The sequence below is a fragment of the Arthrobacter sulfonylureivorans genome (assembly GCF_047607445.1).
Classification (GTDB): domain Bacteria; phylum Actinomycetota; class Actinomycetes; order Actinomycetales; family Micrococcaceae; genus Crystallibacter; species Crystallibacter sulfonylureivorans_A.
This window is the reverse complement of sequence record NZ_JBLKRT010000025.1, coordinates 13,838-32,592: the sequence shown is the minus strand read 5'-3', so window position 1 is coordinate 32,592 and position 18,755 is coordinate 13,838. Positions and strand designations below refer to the sequence as shown.

Here is an 18,755-nt window from a genome sequence, read left to right as displayed (position 1 = left end):
GGCTCCGGCGGCAGATGCAGGCGCGAACATCGGAGTCCGGCATGTCCATTTGGAGCGGTTCCCAATCCATCCTGAGGCGCAAACCGATTACCGAGATGGTGGAGGAAAGCGGGGAAAGCCATCTTTCCAAAAGCCTCGGCCTGTGGCAGCTGACCGCGATCGGCGTTGGCGGCATCATCGGCATCGGCATCTTTACGCTCGCCGGGCTGGTGGCCAACGGCGGCGGCGAGGCTCCGCCGGTCGGTCCGGCGGTCCTCATTTCCTTCCTCATCGCCGGCCTGGCCAGCGCCGCGGCTGCACTATCGTACTCAGAGTTCGCCGGCATGATCCCGTTTGCCGGCTCCGCCTATACCTACGGCTATGTGGCGCTCGGGGAACTGATCGGCTGGTTCATCGGCTGGGACCTGCTGCTGGAATACACGGCCATCGTCGCCGTCGTCGCCATTGGCATTTCGGGCTATTTCAGCGCCTTCATGGAGGGCATCGGCGTCCAGATACCGGCTTGGATGGAGGGCACGGGCGACACGGTCGAGGGCGGCGTGATCAATGTGCCGGCCATTGTGGTGTGCTTGCTGATCGCTTGGATCCTCAGCCGCGGGACCCGCACCTTCGGCCGGTTCGAGCTGATAGCGGTGGGGCTGAAGATCGCGCTGATCCTCTTCATCATTGGGCTGGGCTTCTTCTTTGTGGACCCGGGAAATTACACCCCGTTCATGCCCTCGGGGTTTGGTCCGGTGCTGGCCGGGGCTGCCACCGTCTTCTTCGCGGTCTTCGGTTATGACGCCATGAGCACGGCGGCGGAGGAATCCGTGGACGGCAAGAAGTACATGCCGAAGGCGATCCTGCTGTCATTGGGTATCGCGATGACGTTGTACGTGCTGGCCACCCTGGTGTTGACCGGCATGCAGAACTACACAGACATCAATCCGACCGCAGGGTTTGCGTCCGCCTTTGAGTCTGTCGGGCTGCCGGCGGTGGCCACGATCATTTCCGCCTTTGCCGTGGTATCGATCCTGACCGTGATGCTCACCTTCCTGCTCGGCGTGACCCGCGTCTGGTTCTCGATGAGCCGCGACGGACTGCTGCCGGCCTGGTTCTCCGCCACAGACCGGCGCGGCACTCCGCAGCGGGTGACCTGGATCGCCGGCATCGCGGCAGCGCTGCTGGCCGGGGTGTTCCCCATCCGGGCCGTGGCGGACCTGACGAACATCGGCATCCTGGCCGCCTTCGTGGTAGTCAGTATCGCCGTCATCGTGCTGCGGCGTACCCGGCCGGATGTGCCGCGCAGCTTCCGGCTGCCGCTGATGCCCGTAGTCCCTGCCTTCGGCGTCCTCGCCTCCTTGTTCCTGATGTTCCAGTTGCACTGGGAAACCTGGCTGCGCTTTGCGGTCTGGCTGATCATCGGTCTGGTCATCTACATCTTCTACAGCCGCAAGCACTCGCTGATGAACCCGAACAGTCCCCGCCACAGGGCCGTGCAGTGAGCTGACGGCCCGGACCTGTATGGCGGCTTGGTCACCGCACGCTCAGGGCGTTCGGAGAGAGGCCCCGGACAGGTCAGCTGAAGAAACGGAATAAGAATACGGAGTGAGAAAGGGGTGGCCCGTCATGGGCGCTGAGGAGGCTCCACGGCTCACCGTCGTGCAGCCAGGGGAAGGACGCCATGGCAATCTCGGAAGCATTGGGGTTGTTTTCAAACTGTTCGGCGAACATACCAACGAGCAGGTCTCGATCGTTGAGCACCCGTTCCCGGTCGGGGCCTTGGTTCCGCCGCACATGCATACCCGCGAGGATGAGTATTCGATCGTCCTTGAAGGCGAAATCGGCTTCCGCTCCGGTGAGCGGGAGGCCGTGCTGGGCGCAGGTGGCTACATCACCAAGCCGCGCGGAGAACTGCACACCATGTGGAACGCAGGGAAGGTTCCGGCGAGGATGATCGAAGTGATCAGCCCCGCCGGATTCGAGCACTTCTTCTGGGCAGTGGCCGATCAACTCGAAACCGGCGAACCAACTGATCCGGACGCCATCGGCAAACTGGCAGCCGAGTACGGCCTCCAGTTCGGCGAGGCGCCCTGGTTGCCCGGCATCATAGCCCGGTACGGCCTGACTCCTCCGATGTGATGCGACGGTCCGCAGACACACCGGATTTCAGTAGATCCCCAGAGCAGCCAAGAGCATCGCGGCATGCACCAACCAACGGCTGCCGCTCATCGGTCCGGCAGCGAATAGCGGGCCTCGATTCGGCCGATTTTCCAGTACGCGACCGCGGCCAGCCATGTTGCCGCGAACAGCGCGCAGATCAGGAAGCCAAAGTTCTCCAAGTTCACGGACGCGACCCAGGCCACGGGACCGCTGTCTACCTTCATCCTCTCGGCCACCAGTCCCATTAGTCCGACTCCGCCGACGAGGAAAGCCAGCAGGACGGACGACCCGGTGACCATGAGGTTGTAGTACACCTTCCGGACCGGGCGTGCGTAGGCCCACTGGTAGGCCCGGTGCATAAAGATGCCATCGAGCGTGTCGAACAACGTCATGCCGGCGGTGAACAAGACCGGCAGAACGAGAGCCACATACCAGGGTGCGGTGAGGGCGGCACTGCCGCCGATGACAAACAGGCCAATCGTCGTTGCCGTATCGAACCCCAGCCCGAACAACACACCAATGGGGTACATCTTCCAGGGCCGGTCGATCTGTCGAGCAAGCGGTGCCAACACCCGGTTAAGGAGCCCGCGGTTTTGCAGCAGGTCCTCGACTTCAGCTTCGTTGTATTCGCCGCTCCTGAGCTGGCGGAAGACGCGGGCGATCCCGATGAATGAATACAGGTTCAATGTACCGATCAGCAGCAGGAACAGCCCGGAAACGATGACACCCCAAACTCCGGTGACGGAAGCCAGCAGCGAATCGCCGTCGGAGATCTGGCCGGCCAGGCTATGCAGCCCGGCGGCCAGCAGCGAGACAGCAACGATCACGACGGTCGAATGCCCCAAGGCGAACCAAAAGCCTACGGACACCGGCCGGCTACCCTCCCCCACCAGCTTGCGCGTTGTGTTGTCCACCGCTGCAATATGGTCGGCATCAAACGCGTGGCGCGCCCCCAAAATGAAAGCAGTAAAGGCCAGTCCGAGACCGAAGGGCGCCCGATCTGCCACTTCGGAGTGCCCAGGTAAGACGACGGCGAAGAACATGCCCCACCCGGTGACCAGCAGGAACGCAATCACCGAGGCCATGCCCAAGACACTTTTCCGGCTGCCAGCTGCCTGTCTTTGGGGGTGACGTTTCACGATTTCCTGCCACTCTGGCCGCATGACTGCTTCGCCTGTGGGATATCAATGGAGCACCTCCGCCCAGAATGCAGAGCACACATTGCCCTGTCAAGCGGCCGCGTTGTCTCGTCAAAGATGCGCTTTCACCCCGCTGCGCTTCACCGCCCACCCGGTCCCCAAAGCGGCAACTGCATCGAACCATCAACCGGCCCGGGGCCTCGGAATCCTTCTTGACGCATTCGGAGCCTCCAGTATCGTGATGGCAATCGACAAGCACTGACGACTTGGAGTACCGATGGCCGTTCGCGTTGACCTCAACATCTCGCTCGACGGGTTCGCCACCACGACGGATCAAACCCCGGAGAACCCCTTCGGCGACGACTGGCCCCGCTTGGTCGACGCGTATGCCGCGACCAGAACCTTCCGCGAGCGCGTCCTGCACGACGCCTCGGGCCAGGGCACGACTGGCGTCGACGACAAGTATGCGGAGGCGTACTTCGCTGACACCGGGGCGGAGATCATGGGTGCCGGGATGTTCGGCCTGCACAACTTTCCTGACGACCCGGACTGGCGAGGATGGTGGGGCGACGAGCCCCCATTCCGGATCCCGGTTTTCGTGCTCACGCACCGCGCCCCACGGCCCTCGATCGAGATGACCGGCGGCACCATTTTCCATTTCCTCTCCGCAACGCCACAGGAAGCGCTCGACCGGGCACTGGAAGCCGCCGGCGGCAAGGACGTCCGTGTTGGCGGCGGAGCGACCGTCGTGCGCGACTTCCTGAAGGCCGGGCTCGTCGATCAACTCCACGTGGCGATCGCGCCGATCATTCTCGGCCGCGGCATCCGCCTCTGGGACGACCTGCGCGGCTTGGAAACCGGCTACGACGTGACCGCCGAAACGGCAGAGAGCGGCACGGTCCACCTGACATTCCGTCGCTAGGCCGCTCCTCATCTGCGGCTGCAAGTAGAGCTACCGCTGACGAAGCGTTGGCATTATTGTCGAGTCCCGGCATTGCTCGGAGTCGCTGAGAGGTTCCTACTGGTGGGAGGAGCCCGAACTACCCATATGGCTTGCCGCCAGGCTGTCTCCACCCTCGAAATGGCGCCAGTGATAAGGCAGCGGGCAGCGGGGCTCCAGCCGCATAGCGATTGGAGGAATTATGTTCGCTCGTGTCAGCACTTATCGAGGCAGCCAGGATCCGTCCAGCGGACCCGCGGAGGATATCGTCAAGCGGGTGCTGCAGCTCCCCGGTTGCCGGGGCTTCTATTTCATGAATGGGAGGGAGAACGGCAAATCGTTCTCCATCGCGCTATATGACACGGAGGAAAACCTCGCGGCAAGCAAGGAGATGGCTAACAGACTTCGCTCTGAGGCAAGCACCTCCCTCACGCTGGAGGTCCTTGAGGTCGACGAGTACGAAGTAGCCACCGCCGAGCTCAGCGACTGAGCGCAGGCGTTCAGCGGCCGATCAGCCGTCAGCTCTTCTTCAGTTCCTCAGCGAGCATCACGATGATGCCGCTGGGACCGCGGACGTAGGTGAGCTTATAGACGTCCTCATAGGTGGCCACACCGCGAAGCGGACGGCAGCCGTGCTTCGCGGCTATCTCCAGGGCCTTGTCCAAGTCATCGACCGAGAAAGCGACCCTGTGCATGCCAATTTCGTTGGGCCGCGTGGGCGCCGTCTCGATCGCATCGGGGTGGATGTACTCGAAGAGCTCGAGCCGGCCGTGGCCGTCCGGGGTCTGCAGCATCGCGATCTTGGCATGGTTGCCATCAAGCCCGACGGCGGTGTCGGTCCACTCACCGCTGACCGTGTCACGGCCGATAACCGAAAGACCCAGGTCGGTGAAAAAAGCGATCGTTGCCTCGAGGTCCCGGACTGCGATCGCGACGTTCTCAAGTTTGATGGCCATGCGCGTCATGTTAGCCAGCCGAGAGCGCACCCGTGAAGGCCCTGCTTCGCGCCGGTGCTGCGGGACAATAAAGGCGTGGACGACCTGTATGTACCCCCGGGACCCGGCGTGCCCGGCGGACTCCGGATACCAGCATCAGAGCTGCTGGAGCAGTTCTCCCGAGCCTCCGGACCCGGCGGCCAGAGCGTGAATACAGCGGACTCGCGCGTGCAACTGAGTCTCGACCTAGGCTCCACAACAGCGCTGAGCGACGTCCAGCGTGAACGCGCCCTCGACCGGCTCTCGGAGCGGATCTCCGGCACGGTGCTCACCATCAGCGCCTCCGAGCACCGCTCCCAGCGGCTCAACCGGACCGCCGCCAGGCAACGCCTCGTCGCAGTCCTCCGCGACGCATTGGCTCCCACCATTGTGCGGCGACCGAGCCGACCCACCCGTGGCTCACAGCGACGTCGGCTCGCAGGAAAACGGTTGCGCTCCGAAACCAAGCGCAACCGCCGGCGCCCAGAGCCCGAGTAACCTTCTTTGTTAGCGAGATCGTTGGGCAGTCAGTTTGGTGATCCGAGATGCCCTGGCCCACCCTCCAGTCAATACCCTGTCAACCGCTCGCTTGCTGGCCACCTCGCCAGTGCAGTCAGGGACCCACGATCCCGGGGCCCCGATCGGACTCGTCTTCGCCGCCTTCTTCGGGAAGCAGTCCGCGCTGGTCGAGCACGTACAACAAAATGAAGGCCGGCACGATCAGCAGCACGGCGAGACCGGCCGCGACCAGCACGGCGGTGATCGTGCCCGACGGCGCAGCCGCCGCGGAGACCGTGAGCGTTTCCGGCAGCAGGTAGTCCCACTGTGCGACGCCCCAGGCCAGCACGAGGGCACCGGCCGCGGCGATCGCGGCCAACCGCCCTCCGCGGCGCGGGCGACCCCGGAGCAGGACCAGCGCACCGAGCCCGGCGACCACCGAGATGATCACCAGCGGCAGGGCCCGTGAGGTGAGTCCTTCGAAGACGTAGCCAGCTTCGCTGCGTACGACGAAGAGACCAACCAAGGCGACGGCCCCAGCCGCGGCGCCGGCTGCCACGGCGCGGACGCGGAAGTAGCCGACCATCGCCTCGTCGGAGAGGCGACCGGCATCCCAGGTGAGCAGTACCGCGGCGACGTAGGCCGTCACGGATACGGCCAGCAGCCCCATGACAATCGACGTCGGGTTGACCCAACTGTGCAGCGCATCGCCCGCCCGGCCGCCGGCCGGAACCTGGCCGGATGCGATGCCGCCCGCGATGGCGCCGAAGCAGTAGGGCACCAGCACCGAGGAGACGGCGAAGATGACGCCGAAGCTGCGGCGGGCTGGCTGCCGAAACACCGCCTTACCGAAGGCGAAGCCGGCACCGCGCAGGACTATGCCAAGGGCCGCCAGGGTGAGGGGCACGAACATGGTCAAGGTGATCGATGCGTAGGCCTCGGAGAAACACGTCCAGAGCACGACGAAGATGAAGATCAGCCACACGTGGTTCGCTTCCCACACGGGTCCGATCGAGTGGTCGATGACCTCGCGCGGCCGCTCGCCACGCTTCGCGCCGCCAGCGGTCAAGTCCCAAAAGCCGGCACCGAAGTCAGCGCCGCCGAAGATCGCGTAAATGGTGATGGCAGCGAACAAGAGCAGGGCCGCGGCGGTGTCCACTGGTGATCCCTAGGTCTCTTCCACCTGCTGGCGCGGACCATACGGGGAATCTGCCTCCTCGAACCGCTGTGCCTCACGGTAGCGACGACTCATCCCACGCAGGACGAGGATTGTGGTGATGCCCAGCCCGATGTAGAGAATCGTGACCGCGATGAAAGTTATCCAAACTCCGGTGTTGGTGGTCGCGGCGTCCTCCACCCGCATCTTGTTGTAGACGATCCAGGGCTGGCGTCCGACCTCGCTCACCGTCCAGCCTGCCTCCAGCGCCAGGACGGCCAGCGGCCCGGCTGTGACGGCGCAGCGCAGGAACCACTTGCTGCGCGGCATGTCTCGTCGGAAGATCCACGATGCCCAGTACCACAGCGTCAGCAAGAACAGGGCAGTTCCGACGCCGACCATGACGTCCCACGCGAGATGGACGACGTTCACCTGGCGGTTCGTCGGCCGCTCGTCCGCGGGTACGCTGTCGAGCCCCTGCACGACGGTCGCCCGGCCAGTGCTAGGGTCGGACAACCACGAGGCCAGCCCGGGGATGGGGACACCGCCCACCACCTCTCCTTCCGCGTTGAGATGGCCAAGCAGCGTCTCGGGCACGTCGCTGCCGGTGGTCGGCACCATCTCGATGGCGGCGAACTTTACCGGCTGGTTGCTGTAGACCCAGCGGGCCAGGCCGTCACCGACTCCCATCTGCACCGGGACGGCGCCGGCGGCCACGGTGAAGGCGATGAGGAAACCGAGCCTGTGGTAGTGGTCCCGCCGCCCGCGCAGCATCGCCGTAGCGTAGACCATGGCCACCAGGAAGCCGCCGACCAGATAGGCCGCAATCACCATGTGAGCCGCCATCAGCGGCATGGCCCGGTTGAAGATCACCCCGAGCGGATCCACCGCCACGACGTTCCCGGCGGTGTCCAGCGTGACCCCTTCGGGGGAGTTCATCCACGCGTTGGCGGCCACCACCGAAATGCTGCCGAAGATGCCGGCGACGGCGATGGGGACGCCGGTCCAGAAGTGGGTCCAGGGTTTGAGTCGCCGCCAGCCGAAGATGTAGATCGAGATGAATACGGCCTCGAGAAAGAAGAACAGACCCTCGAACGCGAAAGGCACGCCGAACGCCTCGCCCCAGTGCCCCATGAACTGAGGCCAGAGCAGGCCGAACTCAAAGGAGAGAACCGTTCCGGTGACGGCGCCGACTGCGAAGGTGACCGCCATGTACTTCGACCAGCGCTGTGCCAGCCGGATGGCGACAGCGTCCGCCCGACGGATGCCTCGGTAGTTGGCGATCAGCGCCATCACCGACCAGGACACGCCGAGTGGCACCAGGACGATGTGGAAGGCCAGCGTGAACGCCATCTGTGCACGGGCCCACGGAACCGGGTTCACCTCCATGGTGGGGATGAGGACGTCAGCGAACAGCGTCATGTCGCACCCCTTCCGGCGTCATTGACAGCTGCCATGGGGGTCCCGGGGATAGTCAAGGCCGGAGCCTCCTGGAGCGAGTTCTCGGATCTACCGTTGCTGCCTCTAGGCACTGATCCTGAACCCCGGGGCGGACGGCGTCATCACGCAAAATGGGTGATGACGGGGACCGGGAGGCAGTGGTTGGCTCTGATAGATGCCGGTTTCAGGTCCGCTCCGGCACGGAGGCCGCCAGCACGTTCATTTTCTGGTTGAGCGCCGATCACGTTGAGGAGATGCCATGACAGCACCCATGGACGACCGAAGCGCGGCTGGCCGTGGCCAGCCGGTTAGCGCAGGTCAGGGTTCCGCCGACGCGTTCGTGGTGTTCGGGATCACCGGAGACCTGGCCAGGGTAATGACGTTCAGGTCGCTGTACCGGCTGGAGCAGCGGGGTCTGTTGCAGTGTCCGATCATCGGGGTGGCCGTCGATGATTGGACGGTTGATCAGTTGGTGGAACGGGCCCGGGCGTCGATCAAGGGCACTGGAGAGGTGATCGACGCCGCCGTCTTCGACCGCTTCGCGGCCCGTCTGTCCTATGTGCAGGGCGATTTCGGCGACGCGGCGACCTATGGCCGGGTCGCCGAGGCGATTAAGGGCGCCGACAGCCCTGTGTTCTACCTCGAAATCCCGCCCTTCTTGTTCGGCACAGTCGTCAAGGGCTTGGCCCGGGCCGGCCTGACCGCGACGGCGCGGGTAGTGGTAGAAAAGCCGTTCGGGCATGACCGAGCTTCGGCTCGCGCCCTGGCCGAGGAGTTGCACCAGTTCATCGACGAGTCGCAGTTGTACCGGATCGACCACTATCTGGGGAAGATGGGCCTGGAGGAGATCATCTACCTGCGGTTCGCCAACACGATGCTTGAACCGATCTGGAACCGAAACTACGTCGAGTGCGTCCAGATCACGATGGCCGAAAATTTCGGCGTCGAGGACCGTGGCCACTTCTACGATCCCGTCGGTGCGCTGCGCGACGTGGTGGTCAATCACCTTATGCAGGTCGTCTCCGCGGCTGCTATGGAGCCGCCGTCTGGGGGTAATCCGCAAACGCTCAAGGACTCGCAGGTCGCTTTGTTCCGCTCGGTCTCCGAGGCCGATCCCGTCCACTACGTTCGCGGGCAGTATGAGGGTTACCAGAGCATCAACGGAGTGGCGGCGGATTCGACGACGGAGACCTACGCCGCGCTGCGCCTCGACATCGATAATTGGCGCTGGTCGGGGGTGCCGTTCTTCATTCGGGCCGGCAAGAAGCTTCCGGTCACTCAAACCGAGCTTCGGCTGGTGTTCAAGCAGCCGCCCCGGCTCGGTTTCAACTTCGGATCCGACCGCTTACCAGAGCCCAACCAGATCCTCATCAGGCTTGATCCGTCGACCGGTGCCATGCTCAAAGTTGAGGCTCTCCGCGCGGACACGGTGGGGCCCGGCGCCATCGACCTCGACATGGAGTTTGCTGAAGAAGGGGGCGAGGGGCCGACTCCGTATGAAGTCTTGCTCCACGCGGCGATGGTCGGAAACAGTACACGTTTCACCCGCCAAGACGGGGTCGAGGAGACGTGGCGGATCATGCAGCCACTCCTGGATGCGCCGCCACCGGTGCACAGCTACAAGCCCGGGTCTTGGGGGCCGGCAGCCGCAGATGAACTGACTGCCGATTACGCCGGTTGGCACTGGCCTTGGCTGGCGACATGAGTCTTAAGGATAGGAGGGATCATGGCTGACCAGAGTCACGACGACCCGAACGCTCCGGACATCGCTGCTACCGCCGGCCAGGGTCAGGTAGAAAAGTTCCAGGATCCTGGACTACCTCCCCACCGCCCGCGCCGTGCCGATAAGGATTCCCGGGCCGCAAAGCGCGCCGAGCGGCAGGTTGCAATTCTCTTTGCCATATCCATGATCGGTACCCTGCTTTTCTTCGTCGGGTATTTTGCCATCCCGTTACCGACTGCGATTTCCACGCTGCGACTGCAAAACCTGCTGCTGGGCATGGGCACGGCCTTCGCGATGCTCGGCATCGGCGTCGGCATCGTGCACTGGGCGAAGACCCTGATGCCGGACCATGAAGTGGCCGAGGAACGCCACGAGGTCCGCACCGAAGAGGACCGCCGGGACGCGGAGCAGATCATGGGCCAAGTCCTTGACGAGTCCGGCATCAAGCGCCGGCCGCTGATCCGCAACACCCTCATTGCCGCCGGGGCGCTGGCCATCCTGCCGGCCATCGGCATCTTCCGGGACCTGTCCAAGAACCTCGACCCGAAGGTCCTGGGACAGACGCTGTGGAAGGAGGGCACGCGTCTGGCACGCGACCCCGAAGGAACACCGATCAAAGCCTCGGACGTGACTTTCGGCGCTATCTTCCATGTCGTCCCTGAAGGCCTGAACGAACTCTCCGTTGGCAGGCTCGTCGAAAAAGCCAAGTCAGTAGTCCTGCTCGTCCGTCTGGACCCGGCGGATCTGCATCCCAGTCCAGGCCGGGAGGACTGGGCCTACAACGGCATCGTTGCCTATTCCAAAATCTGTACGCACGTCGGCTGCCCGGTGGCCCTGTACGAGCAGCACACCCACCACCTGCTCTGCCCCTGCCACCAGTCCACCTTCGACGTGACCCATCAATGCGAGGTCATCTTCGGCCCGGCATTCCGACCGCTGCCGCAGCTGCCGATCACCGTGAACAGCGAGGGCTATCTGGTCGCCCGGAGCGACTTCCATGAACCTGTCGGCCCGAGCTTCTGGGAACGTGCCCTGCTGGAATCCGGCGGCTAGATCTGCTCGGACGCGGCCGACAACTTCCCGGACGCTGCCGACCTGCGGTCCAGCTGAAGTCCCGCCGGTTCAGGCTGGCTCGTCAGCGGGGGCGCTCGGGTTCGACCAGCACCAGGATCGTGTCGGGGCGTACGCCGTCGAACTTCATGGCGTCGGCAGCGGCTTCGGACTCCATCATGCGCTGGAACGTGTCCGGGTCCTGGACTTCGACGATCAGACCGACGCGGTTGGTTTTGTCCGGATCCACAAAGGTCCGAACGGTCATGCCCAACGGTCCGAAGAGTTCTTGACGCCGCGGCGAGCTGAGCCAGTGATCAACGTCGTCAACCTCGTGAAAGATCAATAGGGTTGCCATCGTCGCCTCTGCTTTCGAAAGGCGGTATTAGGAGCCCGGATCGGGAGGCAATCGCGTGAGGAACTCCTAACCCATGCAGAAAGTACCACAGCCTGCTCCTCTTCGATAGACACCCGGAAAACCGCCAAGATCGGGCGCAGTGTCCGGGCGGCCGGAACCAGCCGACCATCGGCGGGCGGCCGGTTGATGTGGCCTTTCAAATTCCGGGCGCGGCTGGAACAAACCGGGAGTATGGTTCAGTCATGCCTCCCTTGGAGAATTTCGTCGCCTTCGCCGTCACGGCGGCGGTCATCATCGTGATTCCCGGTCCCAGCGTGCTCTTCACCATCGGACGGTCCATCGCCTTCGGCCGCAGGGCGGGCATCCTCAGCGTCGCTGGCAACTCACTCGGGATCATCCCCGCCATCTTTGCTGTCGCCTTCGGCGTAGGCGCGATCGTGGCGACCTCCGTCCTCGCGTTCACCGCCCTCAAAATCGCCGGTGGCATTTACCTCGTATGGCTCGGTATCCAGGCCATTCGACACCGCCGGGCCCACACAACCGGAACACGCCGCCACCCGTCATCCTCCTGGAAGCTGCTGCGCCAAGGCTTCATCGTGGGTTTCACCAATCCCAAGACCCTCGCCTTCTTCCTCGCCGTGCTGCCGCAATTCGTCGACCCCGCCGCGGGCGCAGTGTGGGCGCAGTTACTTCTCCTCGGGCTGACTTTCCAGGCCATCGCGCTGGTCTGCGACAGCGCATGGGCTCTGGCCGCCGGCACCGCCCGGGCGTGGTTCGCCAAATCCCCACGCAGGCTCTCCACCCTTTCAGGGGCCGGCGGCGCGATGATGATCGGCCTTGGCGGCACGCTCGCACTGACCGGCTCCAAGAGCTGAAGGCCGGGTTTCAACGGCAGAAGTGAAACTGGGCGGCCTTGAATGCGGCGGCCTGCTTGAAGGGTCCCCCCTTTGGTCTATCTGTCTGTTCGACGCCCGACGCTGCGCGCTTCACGCCGCCGTCGAGCAAGTCGTTAGGCTGGGTGGATGGCGACAGTCATTCTTGTGCGGCACGGCCGCACCACAGCCAACGCCGCTGGACAGCTCGCAGGTCGGGCCGCGGGCGTCTCGCTGGACCAGATCGGGCGCGACCAGGCGGCCCTGACCGGAGACCGGCTCGCGGCCGTGCCCGTCGTCGGGGTGGTGTCGAGCCCTCTGGAGCGTTGTCGGCAGACCGCCCAGTTCATCCTCGATCGCCAGGCTGGCGCGCCGGACGCGCCGATCGATCCAGATCTCACCGAGTGCGATTACGGCGAGTGGCAGGGCCGCACGATCAGTGATCTCGAGACCGAGGATTTGTGGCCGGTTGTGCAGTCGCAACCGTCCGCCGCCGTCTTTCCCGGCGGCGAATCGCTGGCCGCGATGCAGGCCCGGTCGGTGGCAGCGATTCGACGCCACGATGCAGCCTTCGAGTCGGCGCACGGGCCAGGGGCCGTGTGGGTAGCGGTGAGTCACGGCGACGTCATCAAGTCAATCCTTGCCGACGCGCTTGGCATGCACCTTGACCTGTTCCAGCGCATCAACGTGGGCCCAGGGTCCGTGTCGATCGTGAGCTACGGCGTTAGTCGGCCAAGCGTCTACGCCACCAATACCGACGCCGGTGATCTGTCATGGCTGTCAAAGGGCATCCGCTCTGCCGATGCGCCGGTGGGCGGAGGTACAGGGAAGCAAGCGCCCTGAACCTCATGGGCCTAAAATACTGACATGCCTACACGTGTTCACGAGTTCGCCTGGCCTGATCGCGTCGTCGTTGGCACCATTGGCCTTCCGGGGGCGCGGACGTTCTATCTGCAGGTGCGGGCAGGGACGCAGATCGTGAGCATTGCCCTGGAGAAGCAGCAGTCGGCTCTGCTCGCGGAAAAGATCGACGAAATTCTCGACCAGCTCATCGCCGTCGAGGGTAACCCCTTCAGCGTCCCTACGAGCACTCCGATTGAACTTGTCGACAACGACCAACTCGAGACTGTTCAGGAGCAGTTTCGCACCGGTTCCATGACCTTAGGTTGGGACCCGACGACGGCGCAGCTCGTGATCGAGGCCTACGCCATCCCCGATGTCGATGCCGACGACGAGGCGCTTGACGAGGACGGGGCTGACGCGGCCGAGATGCTGGTGGTGCGAATGCCGGTCGGCACCGCCCGCGCTTTCGCGAAGCGCACCCGTGAGGTCGTGGACGCCGGACGCCCAACGTGCCCGCTTTGCGGTGACCCCATAGACGCCGACGGGCACATCTGCACCCTTCCCGAGGCCTGATGCCGGCGCTGGACCTGGTGACCGCCGAGCTGACGCTCACTGGCCGCATCACGACGGCTTCAAACGCAACATTTCTGGGCAGTATCGGCGACGTGGTGGTCGTTTATAAGCCGATAGCAGGGGAAAGTCCGTTGTGGGATTTTCCCCATGGCACCCTGGCCCACCGGGAGGTGGCGGCCTACCTGGTCTCGCAGGCCTTCGGCTGGGACGTCGTACCGCAGACCTGGCTGCGCGATGGTCCGCTGGGCGAAGGCATGGTGCAGCTCTGGCAGGAGCAAGACCCCGCCCAACGCGCCGTGGACCTGGTCGCGGCCGACCAGGTTCCGGAGACGGGCTGGAAACACGTTCTCAAGGGTCGAGATGAGAACGGACGCATGGTCGCCCTCGTTCACGAAGACTCGCCGGCGCTCAGACGCATGGCGGTGTTCGACGTCGTCGTCAACAACGCCGACCGCAAGGGCGACCACATTCTTGCCATGACGGACGGACACCGGCACGGCGTGGACCATGGGCTGACCTTTCACCGTGACCACAAGCTGCGCACGGTCCTGTGGGGATGGCTGGGAGACGCTCTCACCGCTGAGGAACGTGACGGCATAGACCGAGTCAGCGAAGGACTGCACGGCGAGCTGGGCAAAAACCTGGCGGACTTGCTCAGTGCCGAAGAGATCGCATCGATCGCCGCTCGCTGTGACCGGCTTCGCCTGGCCGGGCGCTTTCCGCCGCCGAGCGGTGAGATGTCTGCGGTGCCCTGGCCACTGTTCTGATTCGACCGGCATCGTTTCGACTCGGCAACCGACTGTTGGCCGAATCGGCGAGCGGGCACAGTAGTGGACGACCAACTACTACTAGGCAAACGCCCGGCGGTACGCCTCAGCCCAGGACTTCGTCGACATAGCACCAGCGCCACGACTCACCCGGTTCGACGCTGCGCATGACCGGGTGTCCCGTGGTGCTGTGGTGGCGGGCCGCATGCAGGCCGGGGGACGAATCGCAGCACCCGACGTTGCCGCATTCCAGGCACAAGCGCAGGTGGACCGGAGTGGTTCCTTCGGCGTGGCAGTCGAGGCACTGAGGGTCGACCGGAACCGGCCGGTCCGGTGCCCGGCCCATGTGCCCGCAGCCGGCCGCCACCTCCTGGGGTACGGCCAAGAACGCCCCGTGACGGGTCCCGCAGTCGTCCATGGCGGCGTCGAGCATCGATTCTTCAATGTCCAACCGCTCCAGCACCTCATCCACCACCTCGGAAGGGTAGGCACCCGTCCCGCGAAGTTCCAGGACTTTGGCCCGTTCGGCGTCCAGCATGGCTACCCGCAGCTGCGCATAGCGGTGGCTGGGGGTGCGGATTTCGGTTTCCGGCCGGCCCAGCCGCTCCCAGGCTGCCAAGCCGCGCTCCTCGGTCCGCCGCTGCAGCATATCCAGGACTTCCGGCGGGTCCTCAGGCACAGCGGCTGTGCGCAGCCTTTCCAATCCGGCTGCCACGGTCTGCTGGAGCATCGAGGCCTGGGTCAGCGCGTCTTGCGCAGGATCCGGACCATGCAGTCCCAGCCTGCGCACCAGCCAGGGCAGGCTGAATCCCTGCAGCACCAAGGTTCCGCCCACTACCGACAATGCGGCGAGGACGAGGACCTGGCGGTGGGGTATGTCCTGTGGCAGGACCAAGGCCGCGGCCAGGGTCACCACACCACGCATCCCGGCCCACGAGACAACGGCGGGTACCTGCCAGCCCGACGCCGGGTCCGATCGCCTGATCCGCGGGACCAGGCGCGGGAGGTACATGGTGGCAAATACCCAGACCGGGCGCAGGACCAGTACCGCCAACAGCACCACCGCGCAGGTCCACCAGACGCGTCCGAGGCCGAGCGGGTCAGCGTTCGCGGCATCGATGATCGACCGCACCTGCAACCCGATCAGCAGGAAGACGGAATTTTCCAGCAGGAACTGTACTGTGGCCCAGTTGCTGCGCTGGCTCAACCGGGATGCACCGCCGGGCATCGCCGGACTTCGGGTGCCGATGATCAGTCCGGCGACGACGACCGCCAGGACGCCGGAGGCATGGATTTTCTCGGCCGGGATGAACGCCACGAAGGGAGCGGCCAGCGACATTGAGGTATTGATGGCTACATTGCGAACCCTCCTACGGATCTGCAGCAGCAGCCAGGCAGCAGCCGCTCCGGCCGCTGCTCCGCCGGCCACAGCGAGCAGGAACTCCAGTCCGATCTCCAGCAGGGTGAAACTGCCGGCTATTGCTGCGATCGAGGCCCGGAGTAGGACCAGAGCTGTTGCATCGTTGACTAGCGACTCGCCCTCAAGGATGTTCACGATCCGCCGCGGCATGCCCACCCGCCGGGCGATGGACGTAGCGGCCACGGCGTCGGGTGGTGCGACCACCGCGCCGAGGGCAAACGCGGCCGGCAGCGGGACGTCGGGCAGTAACCACCAGACCACCAGTCCGACCGTGACGGTACCGAAGATCACATAACCGACCGAGAGCATTCCGATCGACCGCTTGTTGGCCTGGAACTCCACCACTGAGGTGCGCAGCGCTGCCGCATAGAGCAGCGGCGGCAGGATCCCGATCAGGACGATGTCCGGGATCAGGGCCACCGATGGGATGAAGGGCAGATAAGATCCCAAAACGCCGACCAGCACCAGCAGCAGCGGGACGGAGACCTTCAACCGGCGGCCGAGCGCGCTGACCGCACAAATCACCGCCACCAGCGCCAGCAGACCGACGGCGACGTCCATGCACCTATTCTGGCAGAATGCTCCGGTCAACGGTGGGTGCGTAGAAATTCCGCGGGCGGGTGCGACGGCGACGCTCCGCCGTCGTCGTCGGAGGGCTTGAGCCCTCGACAGCGCAGGAATGGTCGACGCCTTCCTGCCAGTCGAGAGCCGCGCGGGGCCGGCCTTCGCCCAGGCGTCTCCTCTATTCGTAGAACCCGAAGCGCGGCTCCGGGAGCATTTCCTGGAGAGCTCGAGTGATGGATGACTTCCCGGAACTCGAGCCCCCGTTCAACACCACTATGCGGGGACTTACATTGGAAGACATTCCGCGAGCCTAACCAAAGGTTCAGCTAGGGGCCAGTCCAATAAGGCAGTTCCCCACCGCTAAGAACACGTGATCCTAGCGCCTTCCGTAGCCGAATAAGGTCTTGACGAACAAGGAGGTACGCCAGCCTGCGATCTCTAGCCCGCGACCATATCGAGTCGAGTATCCCTGAGTCATACTGCGATGCCGATTCTGCCCAGTATGCTCGGCTCTTGGACCATCTCATACAAGCCCTCGCTGCGAATGGAGAAGCCGGAGAGTCCAAAGCTCTCCGGCTTCTATGCCGTCAACCGTCGACTTGGTGGTCAACGTACCTTCCAATAGCATCGCCCTTCAGCGCTCGACACTGCCGGTTGTGCGGATCGCGGTGTCAAATGCGGCCCCGCCGTCAGCGGAGTGCTCGACGCCGTTATCCGTGGTGACCCAGATGCGCAGCTCCCCTGCGTCGTCGACTGCGGCAGTGATTGCGGCGGCCGGCGCGGAAACCTTGCCAGTCTGTTCCCAGCTATTTCCGGCGTCCCGGCTGACGTGTACGGTGCTGTCGGGTGCAACGCCAACTGCTGTGCGAGGATCGGCGAAGGCGGTGAACATCAGCAGTGGTGCACCGTCCGGCAGTAACCAGGTGTTGCCGCCGTCGGTGGACCGTTGGACGCCGTCTTCTGTGGTCGCCAGGACGATGTCGCTTTCGGGCGAGCCGGCCAACGCCACCGGTTCGAGGGAGGTCTGGACGGTACTCCATTCCTGGCCATCGGCGCTGATCCGCAATTGGCCGTCGAAGCCGATGATGCCGTCTCGTGTGGTGGCCAGCGCGTGGAAGTCGGATTCGCCCGGTCTGGAAAGCGGTGTCCAGGTCTTCCCGCCGTCGTTGGAATGGATGAGACCGACAGGGTTCGGCAGGTCCGACCCTTCGCCGGGGTGGCCGGAGGCGTAGAAGTGGCCGGCGTCGGCCGTGGCGGCGAAGCCCATGAGATCGATGGTGGGACTGAGCTTTTCGGCCGGCTCTGTGCTGACATCGAACAGCCCATAGTGGGTGGCGAGCAGGACCTGTCCGGTGTCCGGGTCTGCGGCCATGCCGTGGACATGGCCGAACGGATTGCGATTGGCCGGGGGCGTGGAGTTCTGGGCTGCGCCACCGGGTGAGGTGCAGGCGGTTGCAAGCAGCGCGAGGGCAGCGACGCCGGTGAGCGCCTGGGCGGCGCGGGTCGAGATCATTCGGGGCATGGGTGTATTACTCCGGTCAGGAAAAGAGTTGAGGGTGGCGAGGCGGCAGCGGCGGCCGGGTGGCCGCCGCTGCCGCTTGGTGCTGCGGGGAGGGGTTAGAGGGCCTTGAGCAGGTCCTGCACCTCCTTGATTTCGCCTTCCTGGTCCGTGACGATGGTCCGGGCGAGTTTCACGGCCTGCGGGTTGGAGCCTTGCTCCACTTCCTGCTCGGCCATCTTTACGGCGCCTTCGTGGTGGGCGATCATTTGGGTCAGGAACAGCTTTGCGGCTTCGGTGCTCTGGGCAGACTCAAGCTGTGCCAGATCCTCGTCGGACATCATGCCTTCCATGCCAGCTTCCTCGGAAGCCATGCCAGGCAGCTCGTGACCGTCCATACCGGCGCTTTGCGAGGGCATCATGCTCGGTTGGCCCCAAGCCTCGAGCATTCCGGTCATCCGCTCGATTTCCGGTCCCTGGGCTTCCTTGATCTTCGTAGCCAGGCCGGTAATCTGCGGGTCAAGATTCTCCTTCGAGAGCATGATCTCGCTCATCTGCACGGCCTGCTGGTGGTGCGGGATCATCATCTGGGCAAACATCGTATCCGCGTCATTGTGTTCGGCGCTGACCTCGGCAGCGGACGTTGCGGAGGTGGCCGCCGGGGTCTGTTCCGGCGACTGGGTGCCGCTTTCGCCCGTTGCGCATCCGGCCAGGGCCAGGACGGTGGCGAGGGCGGCTGCCGAGACAGTCAGTTGACGTTTCATTGTGGTTCCTTCAATCTGTGGTTCTTCTGAGGTG

19 protein-coding genes are annotated in these 18,755 nt (G+C 64.5%); 10 read left to right on the top strand and 9 right to left on the bottom strand.

The annotated features are described in order from the left end of the window. Positions 1-41: 41 nt before the first annotated feature. Entirely contained in the window at positions 42-1,484 is a 1,443-nt protein-coding gene (locus ACMX2H_RS12770) for an amino acid permease (protein WP_414960861.1), read from the top strand. 124 nt (positions 1,485-1,608) lie between these two features. Next, positions 1,609-2,121, top strand: a complete 513-nt coding sequence (locus ACMX2H_RS12765; protein WP_414960860.1) for a cupin domain-containing protein — start codon at positions 1,609-1,611, stop codon at positions 2,119-2,121. A gap of 86 nt (positions 2,122-2,207) precedes the next feature. On the opposite strand, the gene ACMX2H_RS12760 is transcribed toward ACMX2H_RS12765, so the two are convergent. Next, positions 2,208-3,227: a HoxN/HupN/NixA family nickel/cobalt transporter gene (locus ACMX2H_RS12760; RefSeq protein ID WP_414960859.1), complete on the bottom strand. Its 1,020-nt coding sequence runs from the start codon at positions 3,225-3,227 to the stop codon at positions 2,208-2,210. 331 nt (positions 3,228-3,558) lie between these two features. Between ACMX2H_RS12760 and ACMX2H_RS12755 the strand changes: the two genes are divergently transcribed. Then, positions 3,559-4,203: a dihydrofolate reductase family protein gene (locus tag ACMX2H_RS12755; RefSeq protein ID WP_414960858.1), complete on the top strand. Its 645-nt coding sequence runs from the start codon at positions 3,559-3,561 to the stop codon at positions 4,201-4,203. A 536-nt stretch (positions 4,204-4,739) separates the two neighbouring features. Here ACMX2H_RS12755 and ACMX2H_RS12750 read toward each other — a convergent pair. Then, positions 4,740-5,177 (bottom strand): VOC family protein, encoded by a 438-nt coding sequence (locus tag ACMX2H_RS12750; protein ID WP_414960857.1) that lies wholly within the window; start codon positions 5,175-5,177, stop codon positions 4,740-4,742. Positions 5,178-5,252: 75 nt separating this feature from the next. Here ACMX2H_RS12750 and arfB point away from each other — a divergent pair, with 75 nt between their 5' ends. Further along, positions 5,253-5,693, top strand: coding sequence for an alternative ribosome rescue aminoacyl-tRNA hydrolase ArfB (gene arfB / locus ACMX2H_RS12745; protein WP_414960856.1), 441 nt, complete (start codon positions 5,253-5,255; stop codon positions 5,691-5,693). A gap of 115 nt (positions 5,694-5,808) precedes the next feature. Here the strand turns inward: arfB and ACMX2H_RS12740 are convergent, their stop codons facing one another. Both ACMX2H_RS12740 and ACMX2H_RS12735 read right to left on the bottom strand, forming a co-directional pair. Beyond that, a complete protein-coding gene (locus ACMX2H_RS12740; RefSeq protein ID WP_414960855.1) occupies positions 5,809-6,852 on the bottom strand; it encodes a cytochrome d ubiquinol oxidase subunit II in 1,044 nt (347 codons plus the stop codon). 9 nt (positions 6,853-6,861) lie between these two features. Next, positions 6,862-8,271 carry a cytochrome ubiquinol oxidase subunit I gene (locus ACMX2H_RS12735; RefSeq protein ID WP_414960854.1) on the bottom strand — a complete coding sequence of 470 codons (1,410 nt, stop codon included), beginning with the start codon at positions 8,269-8,271 and terminating at the stop codon, positions 6,862-6,864. A 289-nt stretch (positions 8,272-8,560) separates the two neighbouring features. On the opposite strand from ACMX2H_RS12735, the gene zwf reads away from it, so the two are divergent. Together zwf and qcrA are read left to right on the top strand one after the other, a co-directional pair. Continuing rightward, complete coding sequence (zwf, locus tag ACMX2H_RS12730) at positions 8,561-9,994, top strand: glucose-6-phosphate dehydrogenase (protein ID WP_414960853.1); 1,434 nt, start codon at positions 8,561-8,563, stop codon at positions 9,992-9,994. Positions 9,995-10,015: 21 nt separating this feature from the next. Beyond that, positions 10,016-11,065 (top strand): cytochrome bc1 complex Rieske iron-sulfur subunit, encoded by a 1,050-nt coding sequence (gene qcrA / locus ACMX2H_RS12725; protein ID WP_414960852.1) that lies wholly within the window; start codon positions 10,016-10,018, stop codon positions 11,063-11,065. An 82-nt stretch (positions 11,066-11,147) separates the two neighbouring features. Here qcrA and ACMX2H_RS12720 read toward each other — a convergent pair whose 3' ends face one another. Then, entirely contained in the window at positions 11,148-11,420 is a 273-nt protein-coding gene (locus tag ACMX2H_RS12720) for a hypothetical protein (RefSeq protein ID WP_414960851.1), read from the bottom strand. A 242-nt stretch (positions 11,421-11,662) separates the two neighbouring features. On the opposite strand from ACMX2H_RS12720, the gene ACMX2H_RS12715 reads away from it, so the two are divergent. From ACMX2H_RS12715 to ACMX2H_RS12700, 4 genes are all read left to right on the top strand, one after another. Further along, positions 11,663-12,295, top strand: a complete 633-nt coding sequence (locus ACMX2H_RS12715) for a LysE family translocator (RefSeq protein WP_414960850.1) — start codon at positions 11,663-11,665, stop codon at positions 12,293-12,295. 147 nt (positions 12,296-12,442) lie between these two features. Then, on the top strand, positions 12,443-13,135 hold the full coding sequence (locus ACMX2H_RS12710; protein ID WP_414960849.1) for an MSMEG_4193 family putative phosphomutase: 693 nt from the start codon (positions 12,443-12,445) through the stop codon (positions 13,133-13,135). 24 nt (positions 13,136-13,159) lie between these two features. Further along, the gene (locus tag ACMX2H_RS12705; RefSeq protein WP_414960848.1) at positions 13,160-13,708 is read left to right on the top strand and encodes a DUF3090 domain-containing protein; all 549 of its coding nucleotides are present in this window, start codon (positions 13,160-13,162) and stop codon (positions 13,706-13,708) included. After that, positions 13,708-14,475 (top strand): SCO1664 family protein, encoded by a 768-nt coding sequence (locus tag ACMX2H_RS12700; RefSeq protein ID WP_414960847.1) that lies wholly within the window; start codon positions 13,708-13,710, stop codon positions 14,473-14,475. Before ACMX2H_RS12705 ends, ACMX2H_RS12700 begins: the two co-directional genes overlap by 1 nt. A gap of 106 nt (positions 14,476-14,581) precedes the next feature. On the opposite strand, the gene ACMX2H_RS12695 is transcribed toward ACMX2H_RS12700, so the two are convergent. The 4 genes from ACMX2H_RS12695 to ACMX2H_RS12680 all read right to left on the bottom strand — a co-directional run bounded on the left by ACMX2H_RS12695 (position 14,582) and on the right by ACMX2H_RS12680 (position 18,721). Then, entirely contained in the window at positions 14,582-16,456 is a 1,875-nt protein-coding gene (locus ACMX2H_RS12695) for a Na+/H+ antiporter (protein ID WP_414960846.1), read from the bottom strand. A gap of 181 nt (positions 16,457-16,637) precedes the next feature. Continuing rightward, the gene (locus ACMX2H_RS12690; protein WP_414960845.1) at positions 16,638-16,760 is read right to left on the bottom strand and encodes a phosphotransferase-like protein; all 123 of its coding nucleotides are present in this window, start codon (positions 16,758-16,760) and stop codon (positions 16,638-16,640) included. Positions 16,761-17,093: 333 nt separating this feature from the next. Further along, the gene (locus tag ACMX2H_RS12685) at positions 17,094-17,981 is read right to left on the bottom strand and encodes a F510_1955 family glycosylhydrolase (RefSeq protein WP_414960844.1); all 888 of its coding nucleotides are present in this window, start codon (positions 17,979-17,981) and stop codon (positions 17,094-17,096) included. Positions 17,982-18,076: 95 nt separating this feature from the next. Continuing rightward, the gene (locus ACMX2H_RS12680) at positions 18,077-18,721 is read right to left on the bottom strand and encodes a DUF305 domain-containing protein (protein ID WP_414960843.1); all 645 of its coding nucleotides are present in this window, start codon (positions 18,719-18,721) and stop codon (positions 18,077-18,079) included. Between the last annotated feature and the right edge of the window lie 34 nt (positions 18,722-18,755).

Coding starts and splice junctions, on each gene's coding strand:
- ACMX2H_RS12680 (WP_414960843.1), bottom strand. CDS start 18,721: ATGAAACGTCAACTGACTGTCTCGGCAGCCGCCCTCGCCACCGTCCTG.
- ACMX2H_RS12760 (WP_414960859.1), bottom strand. CDS start 3,227: ATGGCCTCGGTGATTGCGTTCCTGCTGGTCACCGGGTGGGGCATGTTC.
- ACMX2H_RS12765 (WP_414960860.1), top strand. CDS start 1,609: ATGGGCGCTGAGGAGGCTCCACGGCTCACCGTCGTGCAGCCAGGGGAA.
- ACMX2H_RS12715 (WP_414960850.1), top strand. CDS start 11,663: ATGCCTCCCTTGGAGAATTTCGTCGCCTTCGCCGTCACGGCGGCGGTC.
- qcrA (WP_414960852.1), top strand. CDS start 10,016: ATGGCTGACCAGAGTCACGACGACCCGAACGCTCCGGACATCGCTGCT.
- ACMX2H_RS12720 (WP_414960851.1), bottom strand. CDS start 11,420: ATGGCAACCCTATTGATCTTTCACGAGGTTGACGACGTTGATCACTGG.
- ACMX2H_RS12695 (WP_414960846.1), bottom strand. CDS start 16,456: ATGGACGTCGCCGTCGGTCTGCTGGCGCTGGTGGCGGTGATTTGTGCG.
- ACMX2H_RS12750 (WP_414960857.1), bottom strand. CDS start 5,177: ATGGCCATCAAACTTGAGAACGTCGCGATCGCAGTCCGGGACCTCGAG.
- ACMX2H_RS12685 (WP_414960844.1), bottom strand. CDS start 17,981: ATGCCCCGAATGATCTCGACCCGCGCCGCCCAGGCGCTCACCGGCGTC.
- ACMX2H_RS12690 (WP_414960845.1), bottom strand. CDS start 16,760: ATGTCTTCCAATGTAAGTCCCCGCATAGTGGTGTTGAACGGGGGCTCG.
- ACMX2H_RS12755 (WP_414960858.1), top strand. CDS start 3,559: ATGGCCGTTCGCGTTGACCTCAACATCTCGCTCGACGGGTTCGCCACC.
- ACMX2H_RS12735 (WP_414960854.1), bottom strand. CDS start 8,271: ATGACGCTGTTCGCTGACGTCCTCATCCCCACCATGGAGGTGAACCCG.
- ACMX2H_RS12710 (WP_414960849.1), top strand. CDS start 12,443: ATGGCGACAGTCATTCTTGTGCGGCACGGCCGCACCACAGCCAACGCC.
- ACMX2H_RS12705 (WP_414960848.1), top strand. CDS start 13,160: ATGCCTACACGTGTTCACGAGTTCGCCTGGCCTGATCGCGTCGTCGTT.
- ACMX2H_RS12770 (WP_414960861.1), top strand. CDS start 42: ATGTCCATTTGGAGCGGTTCCCAATCCATCCTGAGGCGCAAACCGATT.
- zwf (WP_414960853.1), top strand. CDS start 8,561: ATGGACGACCGAAGCGCGGCTGGCCGTGGCCAGCCGGTTAGCGCAGGT.
- ACMX2H_RS12700 (WP_414960847.1), top strand. CDS start 13,708: ATGCCGGCGCTGGACCTGGTGACCGCCGAGCTGACGCTCACTGGCCGC.